The sequence below is a fragment of the Spirosoma sp. 48-14 genome (assembly GCF_001898575.1).
GTDB lineage: Bacteria > Bacteroidota > Bacteroidia > Cytophagales > Spirosomataceae > Spirosoma.
Genome location: NZ_MKUD01000075.1, coordinates 1 through 22,359 on the forward strand (window position 1 = coordinate 1; position 22,359 = coordinate 22,359).

Here is a 22,359-nt window from a genome sequence, read left to right on the forward strand (position 1 = left end):
GTAAAAGCAGTACAAAACTTTCATGGCGTAGACTTATCTCTCTGACAAACAAGAGCTTATATTATTAATTATATTGGAGTGCTCAGCAGTTCAGCCAAATCAAATTCAACTAAATCGCGCAACGATTCTTCACTGAAATCAAATTCACCCTGCAAGTTCACGTGCTGCCAGCTGACCGGCGAAGAGCGCCCAATCAAGTCAACCAGCAGTTGACGGGCGGGCTCCGGCGTTTTAACCACCTGTTTGGTCAGGTACAGGTAATTCCAGCAGATAATCGAGTTCTGCACTAAACGCTTGCAGGTATCCGTGCGTTGCTGTTCTTCTTTGGAAGCATACTGCATCTCGCCACTGTTGGCATAGAAAACAGCCCGCGCAAACTGATGAGCGCTTTCAAGCTTGTCTAACTGAGTATCAATGCGTTTACGTAACTCGCTGTTATCCATGTACTCCAGCAGAAACTTGGTCCGTACTAATTGGCCTAACTCGCGCAAGGCCTGATACACCGGGTGCTTCTGAGAATAGGAATTAAGCCGGCGCAGCACGGACGATGCCGTGACATGTTTCAGTTTCAGACTGACCACCAGCCGCAGGATCTGATCCCAATGCCGCTCAATCAGTTGGAGGTTGACCGGCTTACCAACCTTGAGCACATAGTTCTTCAGATCGGGCACGGCCATGTCGGGCATAGGATATAGCTTTTTGTCTTGAAATTCCTTAATGCGGGGTGCAAACTGGATCCCCAACAGATACGTCAAGGCAAAGATGACTTCGGTATAGCCATGCGTATCGGTACTATGAATATCTGATTGGACTACCTCATTATGCAGCAGACCATCCAGCACGTAACCCGCTTCGCGATCCCGCGAACTGAACGTCGTCGAGAAAAATAACCGGTGCAACTCATCCATGAAGCTATAAATGGTGATGCCCTTTTCCTGACCAAAGTACTTATAGGAGTAGTTGGCGTGGATGGAGTCGACAGCGATATGGTACTTCTGACCGTCCGATGCGGTGTGCAATTGGTCAGGCAACCGTCGAAACAACTGGCTAACCGGCAATTTGCCCATCAGGGCGACGATCTGATCATTGGCCTGCCGCAAGTTATCGACGGAGAAGTACCAGTTAATGGCGTTCTCCAACCGGTTTAAGGTTAGATTCTTGGCGGTGTAAGCCATCTTATTCACGCCGATGTTGCAGCCGTAGGCTAGTAAACCGGCAAACAGGGTGCCTTCCGAGGGACGTCCCCGGCCTGGCCGGTTCGTAAAATGTTCCAGGCAGTCGGTGAATCGGCAATGCTGATTGACGGTGTGGAGTACTTCGTAAATGGGAATGAATCGTTCTTGAGGAAACAAGTCAATGTCAAGGTTCGGAGCGGGTTCCAGCTTCGTTTCCGTGAAGCGGGGCTGCCCATTACGACGGCGTTGTACATGGAGATTGGTGCCATCATCCAGGTGACCAAACGTTTGCGTAAAGTGGTGATCCAGGTCTTCTTTTAGCTTAGCTAGCACGGTACCACAATCCGTCAGGTGTGATAAGCTGGCCTGCTTCAAAAGTCCATCCCGATCAGCCAGCCAGCTGGTCAACGGGAAGAGATACTCATCAAAGGGGCGGTACTGAAAGGAAGCGGGTAGATTCAACCGGCCAGACTTCAGGGACTCAGCTACGTGTTGAGCCAGGAGCACTTTATACAGCGATACCTTGCTGGATGCTTTCTGCAGCGCCACCCGCTCGGCTGGTCGTAGAAAATCGGTTGACAAATTGGGCCCCAACTGGCCATCGCGCTGGCGAAACTCCCTCAAGGCTGCGCCTAGTGCATCATCCGGTGCCGTCTGATAGTCAACCTGCCGCAGGATATCGGCAAAACGGCTTTGTAAGGCTCGCGATCGCTCTTCGATGATCTGGTAATGAAGGGGCCCTGACCGATATCCCTGGCGGAGACGGTCCACCTTGGGCGGCAGATGCTGGAACTGCTGAGTCGTGCTGCTTCGTAGCCACTCGACCAGCCCGGCCACTTTTTCTTCGTGGGTCCTGGAAAATGAAAAGGCGACATCTTCCAGTACGGTTAACCACTGCGCGTGCGTTTGTACACCATCCAGTACGTCGGTCAGGTCTTGCTCGGTCGTCTGATGGTGCTGAAAGAGTCGCTCTTTCTCTTCCCGTTTAACGGCGTTCAAATGGGTCTGTACGGCTGACAACAGCGTTTCGGTCAAGAGATCACCCAACGAATAATACTGATAGACGACAAAACTGATGAGCAGTAAATACTTGCGCGTGGCTGGCTCGTTGGCACCCGACTCACCGGTCGGGAAGATTTGATGATGGCGTGCCCGCAGCACGAAACCCGCATAGTACTGAATCATTTCGTCGCTGAGCATGAGTGCCTCCAGGACGGGTTGCAACAGGAAGTAGGTTTGTTTAAGCCAGCTATAGGCTTGCACATTCTCGCGGATGACCGAGGGTTTCATCACCTCCTGGGGGCGTTTGAAGCGGGTTAGCCGGTAGCGCCAGAGGGTGGCTGCCGTATCGGGTTCAGCTCCTGGTGGTTGCAGCTGATCGGATTTGCGCTGACTAGGCCCGTTGTTATCCCACTCGCCCAGAGCATCCAGTCGCTGTTGCATGGCAGGCGTTAAATACTGGTGGAGCTGATGGCTGATCTGCGTTTCGACCAATCGGAAGGCTTGAGTGACTACCCCCGCCAGGGCAGCATACGTTGGCACCTCAATCCGGTGAGCGCGTACGTAGTCGGCTGTTGAGCGAAAGACGGCTACCGGATTCATCTGTCGCCGGGCGTAGGCAGTCGCCTGCTCAAGGGTGTGGACTCGTTGGCCCTCGTCAAAAGGGGTTACCCCAAAGTTAGCCAAGATCAGACTGCGATGGCGGCCGATGGTGGCTCCATCGTAGCGGTCCAGGTCGGCCCCCACTAAGCGCCAGTGTCGACGCACATAGTCGGCGTCAGTAGCTGCAAAATACTTAGGGCTAAAGAAACGACCGGTCATCTTGAAGTAGCCTACCTGAAGGATAAAGCCCAATTGGGTATGTGGGGTTAGCAGTTCACGCCGGATGTCGTCAGCCCAGCCGGGTAGGGTAAAGAAGAACTTGCGCTGTTGGTAGGTAAACTTGGGCGGTCGGTCGAACTCCCGGCGCTGAGCCTCATCGAGGATGGTAATACTACGTGCCATGAGGCAGAAAGACGTTTCAATCAAACGATCAAAAAAACGAAATCTCAACAAGCGCTTCTCTCCGCTGCCTTACCCTACCTATTTTTGTTTCAGCTTGTTGTTTGCAAAATCAAATTTCACTTATTTGCAAACCTAACGAGTTTTGTGAAAAGTCACCATGAAATTTGGCTATATCCGCGTTTCCAAGGACGAGCAGAATCATGACCTTCAGGCTGATGCCCTGAAGCGGGAAGGCTGCGATCGGATCTATACCGAAAAGCTATCCGGAGCCGCCAAGTCTCGACCTGAATTTGATAAGATGCGCGAACAAGTGCGTAGGGGTGATGAAGTGGTGGTCTGGGATATTGATCGGCTGGGCCGTACCACCCTAGAATTGATTATGCTGGTGGATGAGTGGAATCAGAAAGGCATTCGCTTTAAGAGCGTTACCCAACCCCTGATTGACACGACCACTGCCCATGGCGAATTTATCTTTCAACTGTTTGCCATTCTATCCCAACATGAGCGTAAGCGACTCATTCTGCGTACCAAAGCTGGCCTGGAAGCCGCCCGAGCCCGGGGGCGGACGGGTGGTCGCAAGAAGGGCCTGAGTGCTCGTTATGAGCAAATTGCCCCCATGGTCCGAAGCGCGTACGGAGAAGGACGAACCATTCGGGAGATCATGCAGGCGTTTTCGATTCCTTCCTCGGCTACCGTGTATAAGATTGTCAGTGCTAGTCGACAAGCTACCGCTTCGGCGGCCCGACCCTTCAACTAATGAAACAACAGCCCTATAGCTACTTCTTTCCCCACTGGTTTGGCAAGCAGCACAAATTTGAAAAGCATAGTAAAGACGTTCAACGATTTTTTGAGTACAGCCGTGGCCAGGGCTACCGACCCTATCACGAGGAGTTTAAGGGATTTACCCGCTTTCGCTACGATGGCATGAGCTTATCCGAACAGTTAAAACGGGAATGGGTGTATGATGAATTTGTGGCCTGGGGGGAATGGAATCATGGCGGACGAAACATCGTCCACTTTACGCCGGAACTGTTAGACCTATTGGCCTATACGGATGTCGATGACGTAGAATTAAGTCGCTTACAAGCTCCTTACCCTTCCTTTTATTTATCGCTACGCTCCCTAAATATACCCTTTATAGAAGGGTCTGCTGAGATCGTGGATGGCGTATACATTGAGCAGTTCGCGATGCGGGAAATCAGTGCCAAGGCCGGTGACGAGAGTGGATTGCGCATTATTCTAGCTGGTGATTACGGACCCTTGCAACAGCAATATGGCCACCAGCTAGGCTTCTTGTATCAACAGTCCATTCGGCATTTCAGTCTGTTGCCTTATAACCAGCAGGGCATTGACCACACCGTAGGGAGTACGATTGGCTATCAAAAAGAACATTTTGCCTGGGATGTACGGCACGTAGGTATTTCGCAGGGGGAAACATTAGTTGGTATTTATAATTCGCTGATTGATCGGACTTTACCGGCCGTTATTAACTGTCTGCTGTATCTAAACTGGCCAGAACGGGACGTCAAGCAGGTTTATCCGCCGGATCTGCCTGTTCATTTGATGGACCGGTTAAAATCAGCTACAACGAAACACCGCAAAGAAATTGCCCAGAAACAAATCGATGACTCAGGCTACACGCGGATCAATTACGTAGGGGAACGATTTAGTGGTCAGCAAACTCCGGCTGGTAAGTCTGCGGATAGCTCGGTTCATAAAGTGGCTCCTCACTGGCGCCGTGGTCACTGGCGCAATCAGCGGTTCGGGGCCGGTTTAGGAGAAGTGCGCTATATCTGGATCAAACCCACTATCGTCAATAAAGAAGCCGGCACACCGCCCAAAGGACACATTTACACCTTCGATACGTAATATGAATCAAACCACTATTCCCGCGATCCTGCATCAGATGGTTACTGATCTACAGAAACCGGAATACTATTATTGGCTCTATAACAACTATTTCGACATACAGCCACCCACCGATCGGGAAATTACGCGCTGGTGGCAGGCTCCTTTATTTCTGGATTACGATTCGATCTGGAATACTGAATTTGTCAATGACGGGATGCTGTGCGACGTCATTCTAAAGAATCAATTGCCGGCCCAGCGGGAGCGTATCAAGATTGGTTATGATCAGATTTACGGAATAAGTCGTTTCATCAAGGGGCAGCATCTAAGCGAAAGCGATTCTCAACTGTATCATGACTCGTCTAAACTAAAAATGCCCCCTATTCAGTAAAGTCATGCGTCATCCCATTGAAAAATATAACCAGAACCAAGCGGAAGCCTTAGCTAGCCTACCGGAAGATCAGCGGGAGTGGATGGCTCGTATGTTTCGCATCGGGAATGCCACCTACTGTTATTATAACCGAGCGAAAGAGCTAGCGGTGTTTGATTCAGCGGATCAGAGTACCCCGCCGGCTCAGGATCTACTGGATTGGTTGGAGCAGCAACTTAGTCCTAAAACCCCAAGTCGTTCCGCGCAGGAACTCCTTCAGATCTACTTTGAGGAGTATTTAGAGGGTTTGCCCCATGACGGACTCCGCCGGGCCGAAAAAGCAGCCGGGCTTGAAAAAGCGAAAACCAGTTTTCCATTCCGACGCTACGTCTTGGAGCGACACGACATGGGCATGGATGAGTTTCTACGTCAACATTTGAGTGAGGAGGATTATGCGTTTCATGTCGAATGTGGTAAACCCTTAACCGATGACAATGAATCAGGCAGCTGAACCTCTAAAAACAGTCTTCATTCTAGGAGCGGGCGTTCCAGGTGATCAAGCCGTCGAGTCGCAGGCTGTGTATTTCGTTGGCTTCATGAATACGACTTATCAAATGACGTTCAATCCCAATGGAGCGAAGCGATTTGCGACCAAGGCTTTGGCCGAATCATTTCGTAAGACATTAAATGGATCGCACCGATTTACGGTTGTTGAACATGTCGTTTATCGTCAAATTGTGAAATAATCTATTTATTCGCTCAATGATCGGCAGCAATTTCTGCGATAATCGCCTAAACGTTAGCGAGTTATAGTATGTGCATGAAAGTTTTGTACTAGTTATACAGAATACCCCAATTCAGGACATAATCATCAATAAAAAATCTGTAATTACATTTTTCTAATTAGAAAAATGTAATTATTTTTACGCAATTGCAAATCAATAATTACAGACACTATGGCTTCTGTTAGCAATCGCCCTATAATTACCTCCGCTTGGGAGGACGTTTGTTACCCCATTTACACAACTCCTTTTACCAATCTTGTCCCTGACTACGAGTTGGTAGCTACTGATCGCCAACAACTGGTTATCGGCGAACCGGCTGGCCGAAAACCCGTCATCTTCGCCGTTCAGAGCAATGAATACAGCATTATTGACAATTCAATGCTGCGGGGAGTGGTGGACAGGCTGGTTACCGATTACAAATTGGATATACGCTGTACCCCCAACGGTGAATTCGCCATCAATGTCATTGTGCCAGGAGAGACCTTTAAGATTGGCAAGCAGACTGATACGTTAAGCCGCTCCCTTGTCTTTAACAACTCATACAATGGTAAAATGCCCTTCAAGGTACAAGGCACTGTCGTCAATACAACTACGGTCGAGAAACATCAGAAAGCGCGGATGCGGATCAGTTACTATCGCCAGGTTTGCTCCAATGGGTTAATGGGCTGGTCAGATGAGTTCATGAATCTGGATGATTACCTGAATTGGTTGTTGAAGGGTAAGCCTAAGAAGTATAAAAATGCTAAAGAAGTGAAGACCTCATTCCAGGAGGCTTACACCTATCAGGAACGCATTGGGGAGGAATCTGACTTAGTACTGTCCCGTAAGTTTCACCATAAGGGATTGAACGTAGCTCATTTCGAGCAGTATTTGGAGAAGGTTATCGGACAGTTTTTGAGTCAGAAAAATGGACTGACCTTAAAGGTGTATGAACGGATGGCTAAACAGCCGATCACTAACGAACGGGCTGAGAAACTGCTTGTTGAAGCCAAACTGCCCAAGATGTTGGCCCGTCAAGCAATGGCGCGGATGGCTGAGGAAGAACGGCTCTTATCAAGCGAATCAAACTTATGGCTGCTCTATAATGCGGCTAATTTCACCCTGTTCGGCGCACAGGCTTCTTTGTCGATCAACGACCGCTACCGACAAGATGAAGCGATTTTCCACGAATTGGCAACCTTAGCGTTAACTGAGAACTGACTAGGCATTTGTTGAATTACGTCAGGACCTCGTATCGAATCAATTTATAATTGTATTTTTCTAATTAGAAAAATACAATTATAAATTGATGATTATAGAATTTTGCTTAATTTAAACTGTATTATATTTTTAGGTTAGGCTTACTCCTCAATCAGCATTTAGTTCATAGCAACATGGTCAGGTTACGATTAGAAGGCGAAACAGCCGAAGAAGTCAAGATGATGGCAGATACGATTGAGTCGGTGTTTCCGTACTCTATTGGCTTTTCGCCTGTCCAAGAGGGCAAAAACCCCCGGTACGCCGGGCAGCAAAAGTTCTTCAGCTATGCAACTGTATATCCGGCTACCGACTCACATTTGGAGAATTCATCCACATGAGCTACGAGTTAGATACCAAAAAGTTGGCTACAATGGTACGGGCGCAACGTGCGAATCGTCCGCTCCGGGAAGTGGCCGACGAAATTAGCGACGTGAGTGCTTCTACTCTGCACCGCCTGGAAGTAGGCAAGTGTCCAGATATGGCTGTTTTCTTGCGTATATGTAGCTGGCTTAATGTGAAACCCGAACAATTCTTTAGCCATTCCGATCCAACACAAACTGTCCAACAGATAGGTCAGCATTACTCACAAGGCCAAATTATTAATTTAGTCCGGTCTGATTCGGCCCTATCTCCCGTTGTTGCCAATGTTTTATCAGCAATCATAACGGCGGCTTACGAAATTGATCGGACTTGAGTCAGAGTAAGAACTAAGTAGCCCAAAAGGAATCGGGCAAGAAATACTAAAAGATAATGACTCAGTGGTGCATAATAAGGAAAATCAGAGGCCGATAGCCTTCTTATAGTATGTGGTTAATTACGCTTGTTGTTTCAATTGTCAGCTTTTTAGCTACCCTACATCTGCCTTCTGAGGTCAGTGAGCGTGTAGCTTCTGGTCATCTACCAGTCGTCGTTGCTGATGAAACAGGAATGGTACATTTGGTCTATGGTCAGGATTCGACTATTTTCTATGCTGTAGCTACCAAAAAACATGCTTCATTTAGCCAACCGATTGCGGTTGCTATGTTATCGCAATTAGTCGCTGGGGCCAAACGAGGGCCACAGATAGCAGCAACTGAAAACTACGTTGTCATCACCGCCGTCAATCGAGCGGGTAATCTGTTCGCCTATTCGCTTGATCGGAAAAGTGGCAGATGGTCGTCTGCGGTACGAATTAATGATGTACCCGAAATAGCCAAAGAAGGGTTCCAGGCGATAGCCAGTGCGTCGCCAAGCGTATTTCACGCTACCTGGCTGGACCTGCGTGAGGACAAACGGAATAAAATCGTAATGACTACCTCCCGCGATGGGGGACGCACTTGGTCAACTAATCGGGTGGTGTATCACTCACCCAGCGGTACTGTATGTGAATGCTGCAAAGTGTCAATTGCCGCCACAGGAGACGAGGTGTATATCCAATTCCGAAACTGGCTTAATGGCTCCCGTGATTTGTACCTGGCCCATTCGGCTAATGGCGGGGCGACCTTTGCTCCGGCGCAAAAACTTGGCTCCGGCACTTGGAAATTGAATGCTTGCCCAATGGATGGGGGTGCGGTAACGCTGTCGTCAGCGGGTCAGCCACTAACTGTCTGGCGACGAGAAAATACCTTGTTTACCTGCCAACCGGGTCAAGCCGAACAAGCCATTGGTACAGGTCGAAATATAACGGCTGCAACCGGCCCGTCAGATACTGCTGTAGTTTGGGATGAAGGGGGTATAGTTTGGCTAAAGCGTAATGGAAATGATCCGATCAACCTTGGCAAAGGCCAGCTACCGAGCGTCGCGCTGACCGATCAGGTAGCCATATGCGTTTGGGAAGCCGACGGACAAGTGATGATGAAAATAGTACATCTCTGAATCAAAAAGCCCATAATACGATCTATTACGGGCTTTTTGACAGAAAGGGAAACTGATTAAGCGGCTATACTATGCGCCCCCTGTGCCATCTTGCGGCAGGCTTCGGCACACCGACGGCAGGCTTCGGCGCACTGCCGACAGTGGTCCATGTGAGCCGCATGTTTTTCGCACTCGGTGGCGCAGGCTTCGCAGATGTGGGCGCAAAGCTGACACACATCGGCCGCGTGTGCGCTACCACTGGCCATAAACGAGATGGCGGTATAGCAGATTTTAGCACAGTCACGGTCGAGCCGGATGCAGTCCACCATCATCATTACGTCCTGTTCTGAAAGGCAGGCTTCGACGCAGGCATCGCAGCTGACAGCGCAGGCCTGACAGGCTTCGATGCAATCCTGATACTGTTGAGGGGCTAAGGCAGTTGTCATACTTAAAATAAATTTGAGGTTTTGTTTCTACGTGATTAACAGGTTGTATGAAGTAAGGTTTTTCTTCCCAGACCACTCGATAGGATAATAGGAGTAAACAGCTGACCTTGACAGACAAACGAAAAGTTTTATAAGACACTCTGAAAATCTTACAACACTACCTATTCAGAATAACCCCTATGTTTGCAGCGTGAAAAACCCTGTTGTCCATCGGTCCTGGTTTACTCGTCTGCTGTGTTTGTGGCTGGCGGGGTCCGTGCTGTTTGCCAGCAGTGGTTTCGTCGTGGTGGACCACTGGTGCCTAATGAGTGGCAAGAAGGTCGAGAGCCACCTAATGCCCAAGGCGTGTTTAAAAGCCTGTTCAGAGGAAGCCGCCTGTCCGCAGGACAAATCAACCCGGACAATTCACAGAACACCCTGTTGTAAGGAAGTCGCTCGGTATGAACACTTAAAAACCGAACAATCGAACGCTGTTCACGCTATCGAGGTGAACCCGATTATCAGTGATCTTCCCTCTTTTGCCCAGTTAGCGCGGTTCCTATCCGTGTTATTACCGATTAGTGAGCCTTCCTCTGCTCCCCAACAGCCCGACGATCCGTTAATCCGATCCGGGCGTTTCCGATTAACCTCTCTCTGTAGTTGGCTTATCTGAGCCGATTCGTTCGTGCCATTACCGCTGGCAGACGCATCAGTGCGTCTTGGTCTGCGGCTTTTGGCATGTAGTCTCTCCACCTGGCATCGTCTTATTTCTGTTCGGATATACATCCGACGTAAGGTTGTCCGGTATTTCTATAAAATTCAACAAACCTACTAAAACAATGACTAAGTACACTAAACTGGTGGCATTACTGCCGCTTATCCCCCTGGCAGGTTGCATGAACATGGACAACATGAACGCAACTCAGCCAATGCTGAACATCAACTACCCAGCCGCCTACGTGGTCAATGCTGAGGGAAACAGCCTGTCGGTTATTGACTTAACCGGGCAACAGGTGAAAGAAACTATTTCGTTTGGGGACGCTTCTATGACCGGCATGAACATGAGCAACATGATTATGTGGCCGCACCATATTTACCTTTCGCCCGATGGCAGCAAACTGGGCATCGGTGTGCCGGGCATGGACCTCAGTGCCGGGCATACGGGGGGAACAACCGGAATGAATGGCCGCGTACTGGTGGTCAACCCGGTAACGGGCCAAACAGCCCAAAACCAGCAAACTCCGGTGATGAACCATAACGCCGTTTTCTCCGCCGATGGAACTGAAATCTGGACTTCCCAAATGGATATGACGGGCAAGGTACTGGTTTATAACGCCAGTACAATGGCTCTGAAAAATACCATTACGGTCGGTATGGAACCCGCCGAGGTAACGATGTCGTCCAATGGGCAATATGCGTTTGTTGCTAACGGCATGAGCAATTCAGTGTCTGTCATTAAAGTTTCTGACAAGTCGGTGGCGAAGACCATTGCCGTTGGTGAAGACCCGGTTGGTGCCTGGCCGGGCGCGGATGGCCGAATGTACGTGGATAATGAAAAAGGCCAAAGCATCAGCGTCATTGACGTAAACACGCTATCGGTGGTCGAAACCGTGAAACTGGGCTTTACACCGGGTTATGCCGCTTATCATCCCACCCGGAACGAACTCTGGGTCAGTCAGGCCGGAACGGGCAATAAAGTGGTCATTTTCGAGCGAATGAATGGAGCCTGGATGAAGATGGGCGAGGTTATGACGGGCCTGGATGCCCACGCTATTGTTTTCACCAAAGACGGAGCCACGGCCTATATCACCAATCAGGGAGCCGCAACGGTGTCTGTTCTGGACGTAGCCAAGCGCACTAAAATCAAAGACATTTCAGTTGGCAAGAAGCCCAACGGCATCGTGCTTAAGTATTAATCTAACCAATTCACATGACCAATTCCTTAACAAAATCAATGCTGGCCATTGCCCTGCTGGCTGGCTTAATGGCCCGGCCCGCGTCGGCCCAACTGAGTATGCCCGAACCATCGCCATCGGCTACGGTGATGCAGAAAATCGGCTTTACCGACCTGACGATCAACTACTCCCGCCCGGCGGTGAAGGGCCGGGTCATCTTCGGCAAGCTGGTTCCCTACGGCGAGTTGTGGCGCACCGGCGCGTCGGATGCCACCATCCTGACCATCTCCGACCCGATGACTGTAGCCGGAAAACCGCTGCCCGCCGGGAAGTATTCGCTCTTCACCATTCCCACTCGCACTGAGTGGACGGTGATCCTGAATTCCTACACCGAAGGGCACGGCACGACGGGCTACGACGCAAAAAACGATGTGCTGCGGTTTGCCGTCAAACCTGATTCGTCGGCGCGGTTCTACGAATCGTTCACCATCGAGGTGCAGGATGTCGTGAAAAATCAGGCCAACCTGTACCTGACCTGGGCCAATACGTCAGTTCATTTCCCGCTCGTGAGCAATGCCGACGACCGGATTACGACCGAAATTTTGAAGCGCACAGCCTCGGCTACCGACGAGGAGCCGGGCGTATTTTACCAGTCGGCCCTGTATTATTTCGACGCGGGTAAAGACCCGAAACAGGCTTTGGCCTGGGCCACTAAAGCCGCCACCCTCAAACCGGCCTTCAACTACCTGCACCTCCAGGCTAAGTTGCTGGCACAAACAGGCGATTATAAAACGGCCATTGCTGTAGCCCGCAAATCGTCGGAATTAGCCGCCGAAAAGAAGTTTACCGAGTTCGTCACGCTGAACAATCAATTGATTGCCGGGTGGGAGAAGAAACTGTGACTTTATGAAAACGCTGTCTCCGACTTACAAACCAGCCCTGCGTTGGAACAGCCTGACCCGGTTTTACGACCAAATCATGGCCCTGACTATGCGGGAAGACCTTTTCCGAATGCTGTTGCTTGACCCAATACGGGATCAAAAGCCGCATTACGTACTGGATGTCGGTTGCGGTACGGGGACACAAGCTCTGCTGTTGCATCGGCTCTTTCCTGATGCCAGCGTTTTTGGTCTTGATGGTGACGAGACGGTTTTGGCAATAGCCAGGCAAAAACACGCCCACGCCGGGTGGCCCGTGACACTGGAACAGGGACTTTCGACGGCCCTCCCTTATCCCGATGGAAGCATGGACATTGTGACCTGTAGTTTATTGCTCCATCACTTGTCGGATACAGACAAAAAACAGTCAATCCGGGAGATGTGGCGGGTGCTGATACCGGGTGGCGCACTTGCCTTAGCGGATTGGGGGGAACCCGCCAACGATGCCATGCGGCTGCTGTTCTACGGGCTTCAACTCTTTGACGGTTTTGATACAACCAGGGCAAATGGACGCGGGCTTATACCAAATATGCTCTACGATGGTGGTTTTCGGCAGATTACTCAGACCGGACAAGTCAACACCCTTTTTGGAACAATGGCCTTGTACTATGCAGTCAAACCAACCTACATTAATCAAACGACAATACGATGAAAACCAAATCCCTGTTTTTTGCCCTGTTCGCCCTGCTGTTGGGCACGCCTTCGCTGTTGCTGGCCCAGTCAGCCAACTACAAAAATCCCATGAGCATCAATGCCAGTGGGCAGGTTAAAGACGGCACCGGCGCTACGGTTGGCACGGTTTCCAAAGACCGGATGATTATGGATGCTAAGGGCCAGAAAATCGCTTTCGTGGATGGGCAAGGCAACTTAGTAGATGCCAAAACGGGTAAAAAAATGGGTCGCATGGGGAAAGATGGCAAAACATACATGGATGCCAACGGCGACCTGATGTTCACCATTAAGGACAACGCCGATGAGACTTGCGACATCGTTGATGCGAACGGTAAAAAGATCGGTAACGTACACGACAGCTACAAAGGCTCGGCTTGTGCGTTGCATTGCTTTCAGGCTGGGCACACACATAAGCAATAAATCTGGATAATAAGGTCCCTTTTATACGGGCTGATTAGCTAACACATACTACGATTATGAGACAACGACACATCATCTGGGTACTGCTGCTTTTAGTTGCGTCAGTGCAATTCAGTTTTGGGCATGGCGGCCACAAAAAGAAGAAAGCTCCGATAGACTCGGCCCGACACGATTCGGCCATGACCTCTGCCCGGCCGATGACTCACGCGGGCATGGCTGCCGATAGTATGCACATGGATCAGGTGCAGGCAATGGCTCCCATGCCCGCTCCTTTAGATGACTACCCAACGTACCACCCGATGGTCGTGCATGTCCCCATCATCCTGCTGTTACTGGCCGCGTTGCTACAACTGGTTGCCCTAATCAGACCGTCCAGTCCGCTGAACTGGCTGACCTTTCTAATTGCGCTTGGTGGCACGGTAGGGGCTTATGTCGCCGGTACGTTTGTGCATCCCCATACGGATGGGTTGAGCGATGCCGCTCAGATAGCCTTAGAAACCCATGAAACCTACGCCGATTATACCCTCTGGCTGGGACTGGCCGGTACGCTGCTGAAAGGCGTAACTCTCTGGCGACCGCTGAAGTGGCTGGAAGGTGTTACGGCCCTGGTTCTCGTCGGGGCCGGTATTGCCGTAGGGCTGGCCGGGCATCAGGGCGGAGCATTGACGTACCTGTATGGCATCGGGCCGCGCGGGGCATACCTCGAACAGCATGAGGAAGGCCCGGCTGATGGCAATCGGCACGAACACAAACATCCAGAGGAAGCTAAGTAACTGAGGATGAACCGAACCTGGCATTTACGCATTCGCAAAACGCACCGCTACCTGGGGGTGTTCATTGGCATCCAGTTTTTGCTCTGGACGGTGGGCGGGCTGTATTTCAGTTGGTCGAATCTGGACGACATCCACGGCGACCACCTCAAACGCCCGGCTGTCGGATTGCCGGCTTCAATGTCGCTGGTTTCACCGTCGGTTCCACTTCGGTCTTTGCAGCAAAAAGGTGTCGATTCTATCCTGAACATAGCCCTCATTGAGGTGCTGAACCAGCCTATCTACCAGCTAAACTACCGAATGCAACATGGCAATGGTCACTCGATGGCGCATATGCAGTTAGCTAACGCAGCGACGGGACAACTCCGGGGTGAACTGACGCAGGCGGAGGCTACTGCGTTAGCCAGACAACGCTTCGTGGGGCCATCTACCGTCGAGCGAGTCGAGTACCTAACGAGCACCAACCGCCACCACGAATACCGTAAAAAACCCCTGCCTGCCTACGCCATAACGTTTCGGCAACCAGCGCACGCGACGGTTTATGTAGCGGCTCAGTTGGGGACGGTGCAGAGCGTGCGAACCGACCCCTGGCGGGTATTCGACCTATTATGGATGTTGCACACGATGGACTACGAAGGCCGCGACGATTTCAATAACAGCCTGCTACGGGCCTTTTCCGGACTTGGCCTACTGACGGTTTTGTCGGGGTTTGCGCTCTACTTTGTTTCATCGCCCCAACTTCGGCAAAAGAAAGCCAATCGCCATAAACCAATTACACTTCCGTCATGAATCGACAGAACTTTTTGAAAACACTTGGTCTGGGAGCCGTTTCGTCGGTGGTCGGCTCGTCGCTACTGACGGGTTGTAATACCCACGATATGTCGGCCATGAACATGACTCCGGGCATGGAAAATATGGGGCCATCGGTCACCGAAATTCCGTTTTCGACACCCCTTCGATTTCCCGAAACGATTACGGGAACGAGTCAGTTGACGGCCAAATCGGTTAGCGATGCCATTTTGCCCGGCAAAAACGCCCGTGTGCTGGGGTATCGGGGCGGTATGCTCGGGCCAACGATTCGGGTACAGAATGGCTCCGATGTTTCGTTACGCTTCACCAACAACTTAGACGAAGAATCGAATATCCACTGGCACGGGCTGCTGGTGCCTGCCGAGATGGACGGCCATCCGACTCAGTTAGTACAAGCGGGGGGGGCGTTCACCTATACGTTTCGGCTGAATCAGGCTGCCAACATGGCGTGGTATCACCCCCACCCCCATGAAAAAACCGGCAAACAGGCAAATCTGGGGCTTGCCGGCATGATTATCGTCGAGACCCCCGCCGAGCGCGCCCTAAACCTGCCATCGGGCAGTTACGAACTGCCTATGGTGATCCAGGACAAACGCTTAGACGGCAACGGTGCGCCTACTTATAATCCCAGTATAGACGATGTGATGATTGGCTACATGGGCGAAACTATCATCGTCAATGGTGTTGCTGGTGCCGTACAGACGGTATCGACCCGCATGTACCGGCTACGGGTGGTCAATGGCTCCAACGGGCGAATCTATAACCTGGCTCTGAGCAACAACGCCCCCTTCTGGATTATTGGCTCCGATGGTGGTCTGTTGACTGCCCCCGAACAGGTCACGGCTCTGTTGTTATCACCGGGCGAACGCGCCGATCTGCTGGTTGATTTTGGCAAAGTCGCCGTAGGAACCGACGTGTTTCTGAAAAGTAACTCCTTTACCGGGGCCACCTCGCAGGGCGGGCAGGCATTCAATATCCTCAAGTTTACGGTCAATAAAGCCGAAACCGACCCGTTTCAGATGCCCGCGACCCTCGGAACGGTTTTGCCCCTTTCAACGGCTTCAGCGACCAAAACCCGCCTGTTCGACATTGGGATTTCTATGGAAGGCATGAACGGCATGGCGATGCGCGGTATGCATACCATTGGCGGAAAAACGTACCTGAGCAGCCGGATTGACGAGTCGGTTAAACTCGGCGATACGGAAATCTGGGAGTTCGATAACAGCAAGGGCGACGAACCCCACCCCATGCACCTGCACGGAACGTTTTTCCAGGTGTTGAACCGGGTAGGTGGACGAAATGCGTTGAATGCCACCGAAAAGGGCTGGAAGGATACCGTTCTGGTTATGCCTGGTGAGCGGGTTCGCATTATCGCTCAGTTTACGAAGCCCGGCACATTCGTCTTCCACTGCCATAATCTCGAACACGAGGACGACGGCATGATGCTCAACTTCCGGGTTAGTTAACATCAAAAAAAAGTCACCTAAATCAATTTTAGTTTACCATTTTGTTTCACTTAATTTTTTAATACGGATGAAAACCAGTCGTTTCTCCGCCTTGCGGTTCGCTGTGGCGGCTTTGAGTCTCTCCCTTTTTTCGGCGGCTGCCTCGGCGCAGGACACTGCCCCCGCACTGACCGCCTACTACGGCGTAAAAGACGCACTTGTTGCTACTGATGCGGCCAAAGCCAAAGCGCAGGCAACCTCGCTGACCGCAGCCCTGAGCAAGGTCGAGGCTGCTAAACTCTCAGCCACCGATAAGAAAGCCTTAGCGATGGCCAAAACTCACGCTGCTGCCATCGGTAAATCAACCGATGTGGACGATCAGCGGGCGCAGTTCGAGATGCTCTCGACCAGCATGATTTCGCTGGCCAAAGCCACCAAACCGGCCAAGTCTTACGTGCAGTTCTGCCCAATGGCCGCCAATGGCAAAGGGGCCTCCTGGTTGAGCGATAAAAAAGAAGTTCGCAACCCATACTATGGCGATAAGATGCTGAAGTGTGGTTCGGTGAAAGAAGAAATTTAAGGGATTGCACCCGGCCAGCCTGAAACATGACCGGGTGCAAAAAATAGTCTATAATGGCCATTCAGGAACTTTATATTAAAAACATGGTTTGTGACCGCTGTGTGCGGGCAGTCCGGCAGGAGCTCGAACAACAGGGGTACGTGGTTCGCCATATAGAACTGGGCCGGGCGGCTGTGGAAGGAACCCTGATTGAGCTGGCTGTGCTGGAGGAGGGATTAGCGGCATTAGGCTTTGAGTTGCTGACCGACCGGAAAGCCCGAACCGTCAACCAGATTAAATCACTGATTATTGACCTCATTCAAAGCGGACAGATTGCGAAGCTGAATATCACGCTGTCGGACTATCTTTCCCAACAACTCAGTAAAGACTACGCACACCTTAGCCATATCTTTTCGACTACCGAACACATCACCATTGAGCGGTTTTGGATCATGCAGCGCGTTGAGCGGGCCAAAGAACTGTTGAGTTATCGGGAGTTGTCAATCAGTGAAATTGCCACGCAGTTAGGCTACAGCAGCCTATCCTATCTATCCAATCAATTCAAACAGGTAACCGGCATGACCCCAGCCACGTACCGTGACCTAAACGCTCCCGACCGCAACCCGCTGGACTGGATATAGACGGTCGAAATGATCAGTTACGGACGCGGCCCGGTCAACTACTTGACCGGGCTGCGTTGTGTGGGTTCAGGAATCTTTCTTCATCTTCATTTTACTGTGATCCATTTTACTGTGGTCCATACCCTGCATCGAGCCAGATTTTTCATTCATCTTCATGGTACTATGGTCCATTTTTTTGGTCGCCTTAGCCTGTTTTTTGGCCGCTTTTGCGGGTTTCTGGGTTTGAGCGAACCCTCCGCCAACCAACAGCAGCGAGAACGTAAAGGCAATGATTGTCTTTTTCATGGCAAATTCGTTAAAAGAAATATGTTATTTCTACCTGTTTTGAACCTTACTCTGACGCGGTTGTTCAACGGTAGACTTGTAAAATTTTTGGATTAGCTCATTTCGCAAAAAACTGTAAAGACAGGCCAAAATTTTGTAGAACAAAAGCCGGTTCGTTTCCCCATTTTTGTTTGATGAACAGGGAGAGAGGAGACATAAATAGCAGCCTGACTACTATATTGGTTAAAGGACTGACCAGCAGCGGGTTGATACAACGTGTTCGGTACGAACTTTCGGAAGCCGGGTTTCGGGTCGTCGCCATTCGTCCGGGGAGGATTACAATAAAGAAGACGGGGTTGTGGCTCAAGCTGGAGCCTCTGCTTGGTATCTGGGGAGTTTTTCTGTTGGATGAGCGGGAGCAGCAGGTAATCGAACACGCCCAAAACGTATTAGTGAATAGTCTGGCCCAATGGTCACTACCGCTTCGGAGCCTCTTAAAACACCTCAGCGAACAGACCCGTTGCCCCTATGAACAGCTTAACGATTTATTTCTGGCGACCGAAGGGATGACGTTCGGTCGGTATGTCGTGCTACAACGCTTAGACAAGGCCATTGAACGGCTCACGTACTCCAACGCAACAATAGCTGAAGTAGCCCGGCAAACTGGCTATCAGGACGAAGCCCATCTAATCAGGCACTTAGATGCCGAGCGGGGCTTGCCACCCGCTCATTTTTTGGCCCTCCGGGATGCCCGAATGGGCCAGAAACCGCACAGGTTGGTTACTGCTCCCGTTGGGATGAACTAACGACCGACAGATTTTACAAGCACTGCCCGAAATTGTGTAATGCATCCGGGTTATGAATAGCAGACCTTTGTCTATAGTTCACCCGATAATTCGTGAAACAAATGGAAACGACAAAGCAATCTGAAATTCAGTTTAAAACAAACATCAAGTGTGGCGGCTGTATCGTTACTGTAACCCCATTTTTAGATAAAACGGTTGGTGCACAGCATTGGCAGGTCGATACGGCCAGCCCTAATAAAGTGCTGACGATACAGGCAGATGGAGTGTCAGCCGAGCAGATTCAACAGGCGGTTCAGCAGGCCGGTTACAAAGCTGAATTGTTAGGTTAATAACCTTTTGGTTAAAACCGGTTGGTGTCTGATAATAAACTGGATACCAACCGGCTTTAGCCAACGGATAGACGCATTCATTTCGGTTAAAATCCCAATTATTTTATAATAAACGGGCCTTAATCTTATAACTCAGCCCGTTCGATTTTGCACTATTTTTGTGCTAAATTAGTTTTCACATTAAACAGTCATTGGTGCGGACACTTAAAAACATAGGCTTGGTAAGTTGGGGACTCTGGCTAATGCTGGTACTCGGTGGCTTCCGGCCTGTTACTGGCCGTGCCTGTCCTACCCAATCCGCCGTTCCCTGCACCTGTTGCTGCTCGGCTGGTCATTCGACCAACGCCGAAAATAGGTCGGAATCTGCCGCGTCCTGTGCTTCCGAAGCCTGCTCGTCAACGGTGAACCCGGCTGATGTTTCGGTTCGGGTATCGGTGGCCCCCGCCCAGGACGTTCTCAATGATCAACCTTCGCTGGTACTGGTCTATCATCAGTGGCTCCGCTCTCTGCTGGCAGCCAGCCATGATGCAGGTATGCGCCCGTCGCACAGCTACGATTTCCCTCCCTTCGAGCGCGATGTGTTTCTGCGTCTGCGTACTCTGCTTATCTGAATTTATCGATTTTCTTGGTAACCCATTGACTGTGCGTGGCTTTATTGGGCCATTTCGCCAGTTACTGAGTTATTCTGTTATATACTGTTTGCTTACCGCTTAACCATTCTACCCCAATGATTGAGGGCTTAATTAAATTCTCCATACGCAACCGATTCATCGTCCTGCTGATTGCAGCCGGGCTGTTCGGCTGGGGCGTGTACTCCGTCAGAACGAGCAAGATTGACGCGATTCCCGACCTGTCGGAGAATCAGGTCATCGTCTTTACCGAATGGATGGGCCGCTCTCCGCAGCTCATCGAAGATCAGATTACCTACCCGTTAGTGACGAACCTTCAGGGACTGCCACAGGTGAAATATGTGCGTGGTACGTCCATGTTCGGCATGAGCTTCGTTTATGTCATTTTCAACGACGACACGGAGGTGTATTGGGCCAGAGAGCGGGTATTGGAACGGCTCAACTATGCGGCCCGGCTGCTGCCGGGGGGCGTTTCGCCGACGCTTGGCCCCGACGGTACGGGCGTGGGGCATATTCTCTGGTACACGCTCAATGCGCCCGCTATGGATCTCGGTGAGCAGCGGGCCGTACAGGACTGGTACGTCAAATTTGGGTTACAGAACGTGCCGGGCGTGGCCGAAATCGCGTCGTTTGGTGGCTTTCAGAAGCAGTACCAGGTGACGCTTGACCCCAACAAGCTGACTTACTACGGTCTGTCGGTACCGCAGGTCATCGGGGCTATCCGGGCCAACAACAACGAAGCCGGGGGCCGCAAGTTTGAACTCAGCGGTATAGGTTACATTATCAAGACGACGGGCTATCTGCAATCGGTCGAGCAGATTCAGAATATCCCGCTCAAGACGATCAGCAGCGTTCCCGTGCGCGTAGCCGACGTAGCGACGGTGCAGATGACGGGCGAAACCCGGCTGGGCATCTTCGACCTGAACGGGCAGGGTGAGGCCGTGGGCGGCATCGTGGTGATGCGCTACGGCGAGAACGCCGACGAGGTGATTGGCGACGTCAAGAAGAAAATGGAAGAGGTAGCTAAGGGACTACCCGAAGGCGTAACGTTCAACATCGTCTATGACCGTAGCGGGCTGATTCAGGAATCAGTTGCATCGATTCAGCACACGCTGATTGAAGAAATGATTGTCGTGTCGCTGGTAGTGATTCTGTTCCTGCTGCACTGGCGGTCGGCCATCAGCATCATTATTCAGATTCCGATCACCATCGCCACGAGCTTTATTCTGCTCAACGCCTTCGATATCTCCTCCAATATCATGTCCCTGACAGGCATCGCGCTGGCTATCGGGGTGATCGTCGATAACGGCATCATTATGGCCGAAAACGCCTATAAGAACTTAGCCACCCGGCAGGCTGAATTAATGGCAGAGCGCAATCAGCAACCGCCAACGACCCAGCCTGACAATACCGATCAGGGCAAACTGAACGGACAAAAGCACCGCCCCGCTACCCCTCAACCAACCGAGATCTATGGAAATGAACGCACCTAAAAAGCATTGGGAGACCATCTACCAAACTAAGCAAGCTGTCGAGGTTAGCTGGACCCAGGAAATACCAGTCACGTCGCTGGATTTCATTCGGCAGGCACAGTTGCCTAAGTCGGCCCGTATTATCGACATCGGCGGGGGCGACAGCAAGCTCGTTGATTTTCTGCTGGATGAAGGCTACGAAGACATCAGCGTCCTTGACATCAGCGAAGTAGCCCTCAACCGGGCTAAACAACGGTTGGGCGAACGGGGGGATCGGGTAGAATGGATTGTGAGTGACATCACAACTTACGCGCCGATTCAACCCTTCAACTTTTGGCATGATCGGGCGGCATTTCACTTCCTGACTACCGCCGAACAAATTAATCGGTATATGACCACGGCCCGTGTTGGTGTGTCTCCTAATGGCTACGTCACTATTGGCACATTCTCCGAAACAGGCCCGGAAAAATGCAGCGGTTTGCCCATTCGACGCTACAGTGAACAGACCCTCACTGACGAGCTGGCTCGCGGTTTCCGCAAACTTCGGTGCATTACTGAGGACCACATTACGCCCTTCGATACGAATCAGAACTTTCTGTTCTGCTCGTTTCAGCGAGTGCATCAAAACTGATTCAAAGACCATGTGGGAAAAGATAAAGAAAAGGTTCGGATTCGGGCCTAAAAACTACGTTGAAATCCCCGACGAGGAACGGCTGGCGATCATCGAGCGGTCGAGCATTCAGGTGTCGCGGGGGGTGTTCTATTCGACCATTATCATCATTACGTCGTTTCTGCCGGTGTTTCTGCTGACCGGGCAGGAAGGAAAGTTGTTTCACCCCCTGGCCTGGACCAAAACGTTTATCCTGCTGGTTGATGCGCTATTAGTGGTGACGCTGGCCCCGGTGATGCTATCGCTGTTCATGAAGGGCCGCTTCAAGGATGACCACGCTAACCCGATTAATCGCTTCTTAGAACGGGTGTATGAACCCATCATCCGGTGGGTGATGCGCTGGGTTAAGACGACGATTGG

At 51.0% G+C, this 22,359-nt stretch carries 28 protein-coding genes; 25 read left to right on the forward strand and 3 right to left on the reverse strand.

What is annotated here, in order from left to right:
• Positions 1 to 68: 68 nt before the first annotated feature.
• The gene (locus BGO59_RS31370) at positions 69 to 3,179 is read right to left on the reverse strand and encodes a Tn3 family transposase (protein ID WP_099076847.1); all 3,111 of its coding nucleotides are present in this window, start codon (positions 3,177 to 3,179) and stop codon (positions 69 to 71) included.
• Positions 3,180 to 3,336: 157 nt separating this feature from the next.
• On the opposite strand from BGO59_RS31370, the gene BGO59_RS31375 reads away from it, so the two are divergent.
• From BGO59_RS31375 to BGO59_RS31415, 9 genes are all read left to right on the forward strand, one after another.
• Positions 3,337 to 3,936 carry a recombinase family protein gene (locus BGO59_RS31375; RefSeq protein ID WP_099073543.1) on the forward strand — a complete coding sequence of 200 codons (600 nt, stop codon included), beginning with the start codon at positions 3,337 to 3,339 and terminating at the stop codon, positions 3,934 to 3,936.
• A complete protein-coding gene (locus BGO59_RS31380; protein ID WP_099073544.1) occupies positions 3,936 to 5,048 on the forward strand; it encodes a hypothetical protein in 1,113 nt (370 codons plus the stop codon). The genes BGO59_RS31375 and BGO59_RS31380 overlap by 1 nt, the downstream gene beginning before the upstream one ends.
• 1 nt (position 5,049) lies before the next feature.
• Positions 5,050 to 5,418: a hypothetical protein gene (locus BGO59_RS31385; RefSeq protein WP_099073545.1), complete on the forward strand. Its 369-nt coding sequence runs from the start codon at positions 5,050 to 5,052 to the stop codon at positions 5,416 to 5,418.
• Between the two features lie 4 nt (positions 5,419 to 5,422).
• On the forward strand, positions 5,423 to 5,908 hold the full coding sequence (locus BGO59_RS31390) for a hypothetical protein (RefSeq protein WP_099073546.1): 486 nt from the start codon (positions 5,423 to 5,425) through the stop codon (positions 5,906 to 5,908).
• The gene (locus tag BGO59_RS31395) at positions 5,892 to 6,143 is read left to right on the forward strand and encodes a hypothetical protein (RefSeq protein WP_099073547.1); all 252 of its coding nucleotides are present in this window, start codon (positions 5,892 to 5,894) and stop codon (positions 6,141 to 6,143) included. Before BGO59_RS31390 ends, BGO59_RS31395 begins: the two co-directional genes overlap by 17 nt.
• 210 nt (positions 6,144 to 6,353) lie before the next feature.
• Entirely contained in the window at positions 6,354 to 7,382 is a 1,029-nt protein-coding gene (locus tag BGO59_RS31400; RefSeq protein WP_012931284.1) for a hypothetical protein, read from the forward strand.
• A gap of 173 nt (positions 7,383 to 7,555) precedes the next feature.
• The gene (locus BGO59_RS31405) at positions 7,556 to 7,759 is read left to right on the forward strand and encodes a hypothetical protein (RefSeq protein WP_012931285.1); all 204 of its coding nucleotides are present in this window, start codon (positions 7,556 to 7,558) and stop codon (positions 7,757 to 7,759) included.
• The gene (locus BGO59_RS31410) at positions 7,756 to 8,115 is read left to right on the forward strand and encodes a helix-turn-helix transcriptional regulator (RefSeq protein WP_293690876.1); all 360 of its coding nucleotides are present in this window, start codon (positions 7,756 to 7,758) and stop codon (positions 8,113 to 8,115) included. The genes BGO59_RS31405 and BGO59_RS31410 overlap by 4 nt, the downstream gene beginning before the upstream one ends.
• 110 nt (positions 8,116 to 8,225) lie before the next feature.
• Entirely contained in the window at positions 8,226 to 9,275 is a 1,050-nt protein-coding gene (locus BGO59_RS31415; protein WP_012931287.1) for a hypothetical protein, read from the forward strand.
• A 56-nt stretch (positions 9,276 to 9,331) separates the two neighbouring features.
• Here BGO59_RS31415 and BGO59_RS31420 read toward each other — a convergent pair whose 3' ends face one another.
• Positions 9,332 to 9,700 carry a four-helix bundle copper-binding protein gene (locus BGO59_RS31420; protein WP_012931288.1) on the reverse strand — a complete coding sequence of 123 codons (369 nt, stop codon included), beginning with the start codon at positions 9,698 to 9,700 and terminating at the stop codon, positions 9,332 to 9,334.
• Between the two features lie 190 nt (positions 9,701 to 9,890).
• Here BGO59_RS31420 and BGO59_RS31425 point away from each other — a divergent pair, with 190 nt between their 5' ends.
• The 10 genes from BGO59_RS31425 (at position 9,891) to BGO59_RS31470 (ending at position 17,829) form a co-directional block, all read left to right on the forward strand.
• Positions 9,891 to 10,352, forward strand: a complete 462-nt coding sequence (locus tag BGO59_RS31425) for a hypothetical protein (RefSeq protein ID WP_293690880.1) — start codon at positions 9,891 to 9,893, stop codon at positions 10,350 to 10,352.
• A gap of 166 nt (positions 10,353 to 10,518) precedes the next feature.
• Positions 10,519 to 11,595 (forward strand): YncE family protein, encoded by a 1,077-nt coding sequence (locus tag BGO59_RS31430; RefSeq protein WP_012931289.1) that lies wholly within the window; start codon positions 10,519 to 10,521, stop codon positions 11,593 to 11,595.
• A gap of 14 nt (positions 11,596 to 11,609) precedes the next feature.
• Entirely contained in the window at positions 11,610 to 12,476 is an 867-nt protein-coding gene (locus BGO59_RS31435) for a DUF2911 domain-containing protein (RefSeq protein WP_012931290.1), read from the forward strand.
• 4 nt (positions 12,477 to 12,480) lie between these two features.
• Entirely contained in the window at positions 12,481 to 13,164 is a 684-nt protein-coding gene (locus BGO59_RS31440) for a class I SAM-dependent methyltransferase (protein ID WP_012931291.1), read from the forward strand.
• A complete protein-coding gene (locus tag BGO59_RS31445) occupies positions 13,161 to 13,604 on the forward strand; it encodes a 5-fold beta-flower protein (RefSeq protein ID WP_012931292.1) in 444 nt (147 codons plus the stop codon). Before BGO59_RS31440 ends, BGO59_RS31445 begins: the two co-directional genes overlap by 4 nt.
• Positions 13,605 to 13,660: 56 nt before the next feature.
• Positions 13,661 to 14,377, forward strand: a complete 717-nt coding sequence (locus BGO59_RS31450; protein ID WP_293690884.1) for a DUF2231 domain-containing protein — start codon at positions 13,661 to 13,663, stop codon at positions 14,375 to 14,377.
• Between the two features lie 6 nt (positions 14,378 to 14,383).
• Positions 14,384 to 15,163 (forward strand): hypothetical protein, encoded by a 780-nt coding sequence (locus tag BGO59_RS31455; protein ID WP_293690886.1) that lies wholly within the window; start codon positions 14,384 to 14,386, stop codon positions 15,161 to 15,163.
• Positions 15,160 to 16,650: a multicopper oxidase family protein gene (locus BGO59_RS31460; protein WP_293690887.1), complete on the forward strand. Its 1,491-nt coding sequence runs from the start codon at positions 15,160 to 15,162 to the stop codon at positions 16,648 to 16,650. The genes BGO59_RS31455 and BGO59_RS31460 overlap by 4 nt, the downstream gene beginning before the upstream one ends.
• A gap of 67 nt (positions 16,651 to 16,717) precedes the next feature.
• On the forward strand, positions 16,718 to 17,209 hold the full coding sequence (locus BGO59_RS31465) for a DUF3347 domain-containing protein (RefSeq protein ID WP_293690889.1): 492 nt from the start codon (positions 16,718 to 16,720) through the stop codon (positions 17,207 to 17,209).
• A 53-nt stretch (positions 17,210 to 17,262) separates the two neighbouring features.
• A complete protein-coding gene (locus BGO59_RS31470; RefSeq protein ID WP_293690891.1) occupies positions 17,263 to 17,829 on the forward strand; it encodes an AraC family transcriptional regulator in 567 nt (188 codons plus the stop codon).
• A 66-nt stretch (positions 17,830 to 17,895) separates the two neighbouring features.
• Here BGO59_RS31470 and BGO59_RS31475 read toward each other — a convergent pair whose 3' ends face one another.
• Entirely contained in the window at positions 17,896 to 18,114 is a 219-nt protein-coding gene (locus tag BGO59_RS31475) for a hypothetical protein (protein ID WP_138507206.1), read from the reverse strand.
• Positions 18,115 to 18,359: 245 nt separating this feature from the next.
• Between BGO59_RS31475 and BGO59_RS31480 the strand changes: the two genes are divergently transcribed.
• The 6 genes from BGO59_RS31480 to BGO59_RS31505 all read left to right on the forward strand — a co-directional run.
• Positions 18,360 to 18,899, forward strand: a complete 540-nt coding sequence (locus BGO59_RS31480; RefSeq protein ID WP_293690896.1) for a helix-turn-helix domain-containing protein — start codon at positions 18,360 to 18,362, stop codon at positions 18,897 to 18,899.
• A gap of 101 nt (positions 18,900 to 19,000) precedes the next feature.
• Entirely contained in the window at positions 19,001 to 19,228 is a 228-nt protein-coding gene (locus BGO59_RS31485) for a heavy-metal-associated domain-containing protein (protein ID WP_293690898.1), read from the forward strand.
• Positions 19,229 to 19,422: 194 nt separating this feature from the next.
• The gene (locus BGO59_RS31490; RefSeq protein WP_293690900.1) at positions 19,423 to 19,839 is read left to right on the forward strand and encodes a hypothetical protein; all 417 of its coding nucleotides are present in this window, start codon (positions 19,423 to 19,425) and stop codon (positions 19,837 to 19,839) included.
• A 116-nt stretch (positions 19,840 to 19,955) separates the two neighbouring features.
• On the forward strand, positions 19,956 to 21,350 hold the full coding sequence (locus BGO59_RS31495) for an efflux RND transporter permease subunit (RefSeq protein WP_246082386.1): 1,395 nt from the start codon (positions 19,956 to 19,958) through the stop codon (positions 21,348 to 21,350).
• The gene (locus BGO59_RS31500; RefSeq protein ID WP_138507203.1) at positions 21,331 to 21,960 is read left to right on the forward strand and encodes a class I SAM-dependent methyltransferase; all 630 of its coding nucleotides are present in this window, start codon (positions 21,331 to 21,333) and stop codon (positions 21,958 to 21,960) included. Before BGO59_RS31495 ends, BGO59_RS31500 begins: the two co-directional genes overlap by 20 nt.
• A 10-nt stretch (positions 21,961 to 21,970) precedes the next feature.
• A partial coding sequence (locus tag BGO59_RS31505) for an efflux RND transporter permease subunit (protein ID WP_293690906.1) occupies positions 21,971 to 22,359 on the forward strand: 389 nt, incomplete at its 3' end.

Coding starts and splice junctions, on each gene's coding strand:
- BGO59_RS31370 (WP_099076847.1), bottom strand. CDS start 3,179: ATGGCACGTAGTATTACCATCCTCGATGAGGCTCAGCGCCGGGAGTTC.
- BGO59_RS31375 (WP_099073543.1), top strand. CDS start 3,337: ATGAAATTTGGCTATATCCGCGTTTCCAAGGACGAGCAGAATCATGAC.
- BGO59_RS31380 (WP_099073544.1), top strand. CDS start 3,936: ATGAAACAACAGCCCTATAGCTACTTCTTTCCCCACTGGTTTGGCAAG.
- BGO59_RS31385 (WP_099073545.1), top strand. CDS start 5,050: ATGAATCAAACCACTATTCCCGCGATCCTGCATCAGATGGTTACTGAT.
- BGO59_RS31390 (WP_099073546.1), top strand. CDS start 5,423: ATGCGTCATCCCATTGAAAAATATAACCAGAACCAAGCGGAAGCCTTA.
- BGO59_RS31395 (WP_099073547.1), top strand. CDS start 5,892: ATGAATCAGGCAGCTGAACCTCTAAAAACAGTCTTCATTCTAGGAGCG.
- BGO59_RS31400 (WP_012931284.1), top strand. CDS start 6,354: ATGGCTTCTGTTAGCAATCGCCCTATAATTACCTCCGCTTGGGAGGAC.
- BGO59_RS31405 (WP_012931285.1), top strand. CDS start 7,556: ATGGTCAGGTTACGATTAGAAGGCGAAACAGCCGAAGAAGTCAAGATG.
- BGO59_RS31410 (WP_293690876.1), top strand. CDS start 7,756: ATGAGCTACGAGTTAGATACCAAAAAGTTGGCTACAATGGTACGGGCG.
- BGO59_RS31415 (WP_012931287.1), top strand. CDS start 8,226: ATGTGGTTAATTACGCTTGTTGTTTCAATTGTCAGCTTTTTAGCTACC.
- BGO59_RS31420 (WP_012931288.1), bottom strand. CDS start 9,700: ATGACAACTGCCTTAGCCCCTCAACAGTATCAGGATTGCATCGAAGCC.
- BGO59_RS31430 (WP_012931289.1), top strand. CDS start 10,519: ATGACTAAGTACACTAAACTGGTGGCATTACTGCCGCTTATCCCCCTG.
- BGO59_RS31435 (WP_012931290.1), top strand. CDS start 11,610: ATGACCAATTCCTTAACAAAATCAATGCTGGCCATTGCCCTGCTGGCT.
- BGO59_RS31440 (WP_012931291.1), top strand. CDS start 12,481: ATGAAAACGCTGTCTCCGACTTACAAACCAGCCCTGCGTTGGAACAGC.
- BGO59_RS31445 (WP_012931292.1), top strand. CDS start 13,161: ATGAAAACCAAATCCCTGTTTTTTGCCCTGTTCGCCCTGCTGTTGGGC.
- BGO59_RS31450 (WP_293690884.1), top strand. CDS start 13,661: ATGAGACAACGACACATCATCTGGGTACTGCTGCTTTTAGTTGCGTCA.
- BGO59_RS31455 (WP_293690886.1), top strand. CDS start 14,384: ATGAACCGAACCTGGCATTTACGCATTCGCAAAACGCACCGCTACCTG.
- BGO59_RS31460 (WP_293690887.1), top strand. CDS start 15,160: ATGAATCGACAGAACTTTTTGAAAACACTTGGTCTGGGAGCCGTTTCG.
- BGO59_RS31465 (WP_293690889.1), top strand. CDS start 16,718: ATGAAAACCAGTCGTTTCTCCGCCTTGCGGTTCGCTGTGGCGGCTTTG.
- BGO59_RS31470 (WP_293690891.1), top strand. CDS start 17,263: ATGGCCATTCAGGAACTTTATATTAAAAACATGGTTTGTGACCGCTGT.
- BGO59_RS31475 (WP_138507206.1), bottom strand. CDS start 18,114: ATGAAAAAGACAATCATTGCCTTTACGTTCTCGCTGCTGTTGGTTGGC.
- BGO59_RS31485 (WP_293690898.1), top strand. CDS start 19,001: ATGGAAACGACAAAGCAATCTGAAATTCAGTTTAAAACAAACATCAAG.
- BGO59_RS31495 (WP_246082386.1), top strand. CDS start 19,956: ATGATTGAGGGCTTAATTAAATTCTCCATACGCAACCGATTCATCGTC.
- BGO59_RS31500 (WP_138507203.1), top strand. CDS start 21,331: ATGGAAATGAACGCACCTAAAAAGCATTGGGAGACCATCTACCAAACT.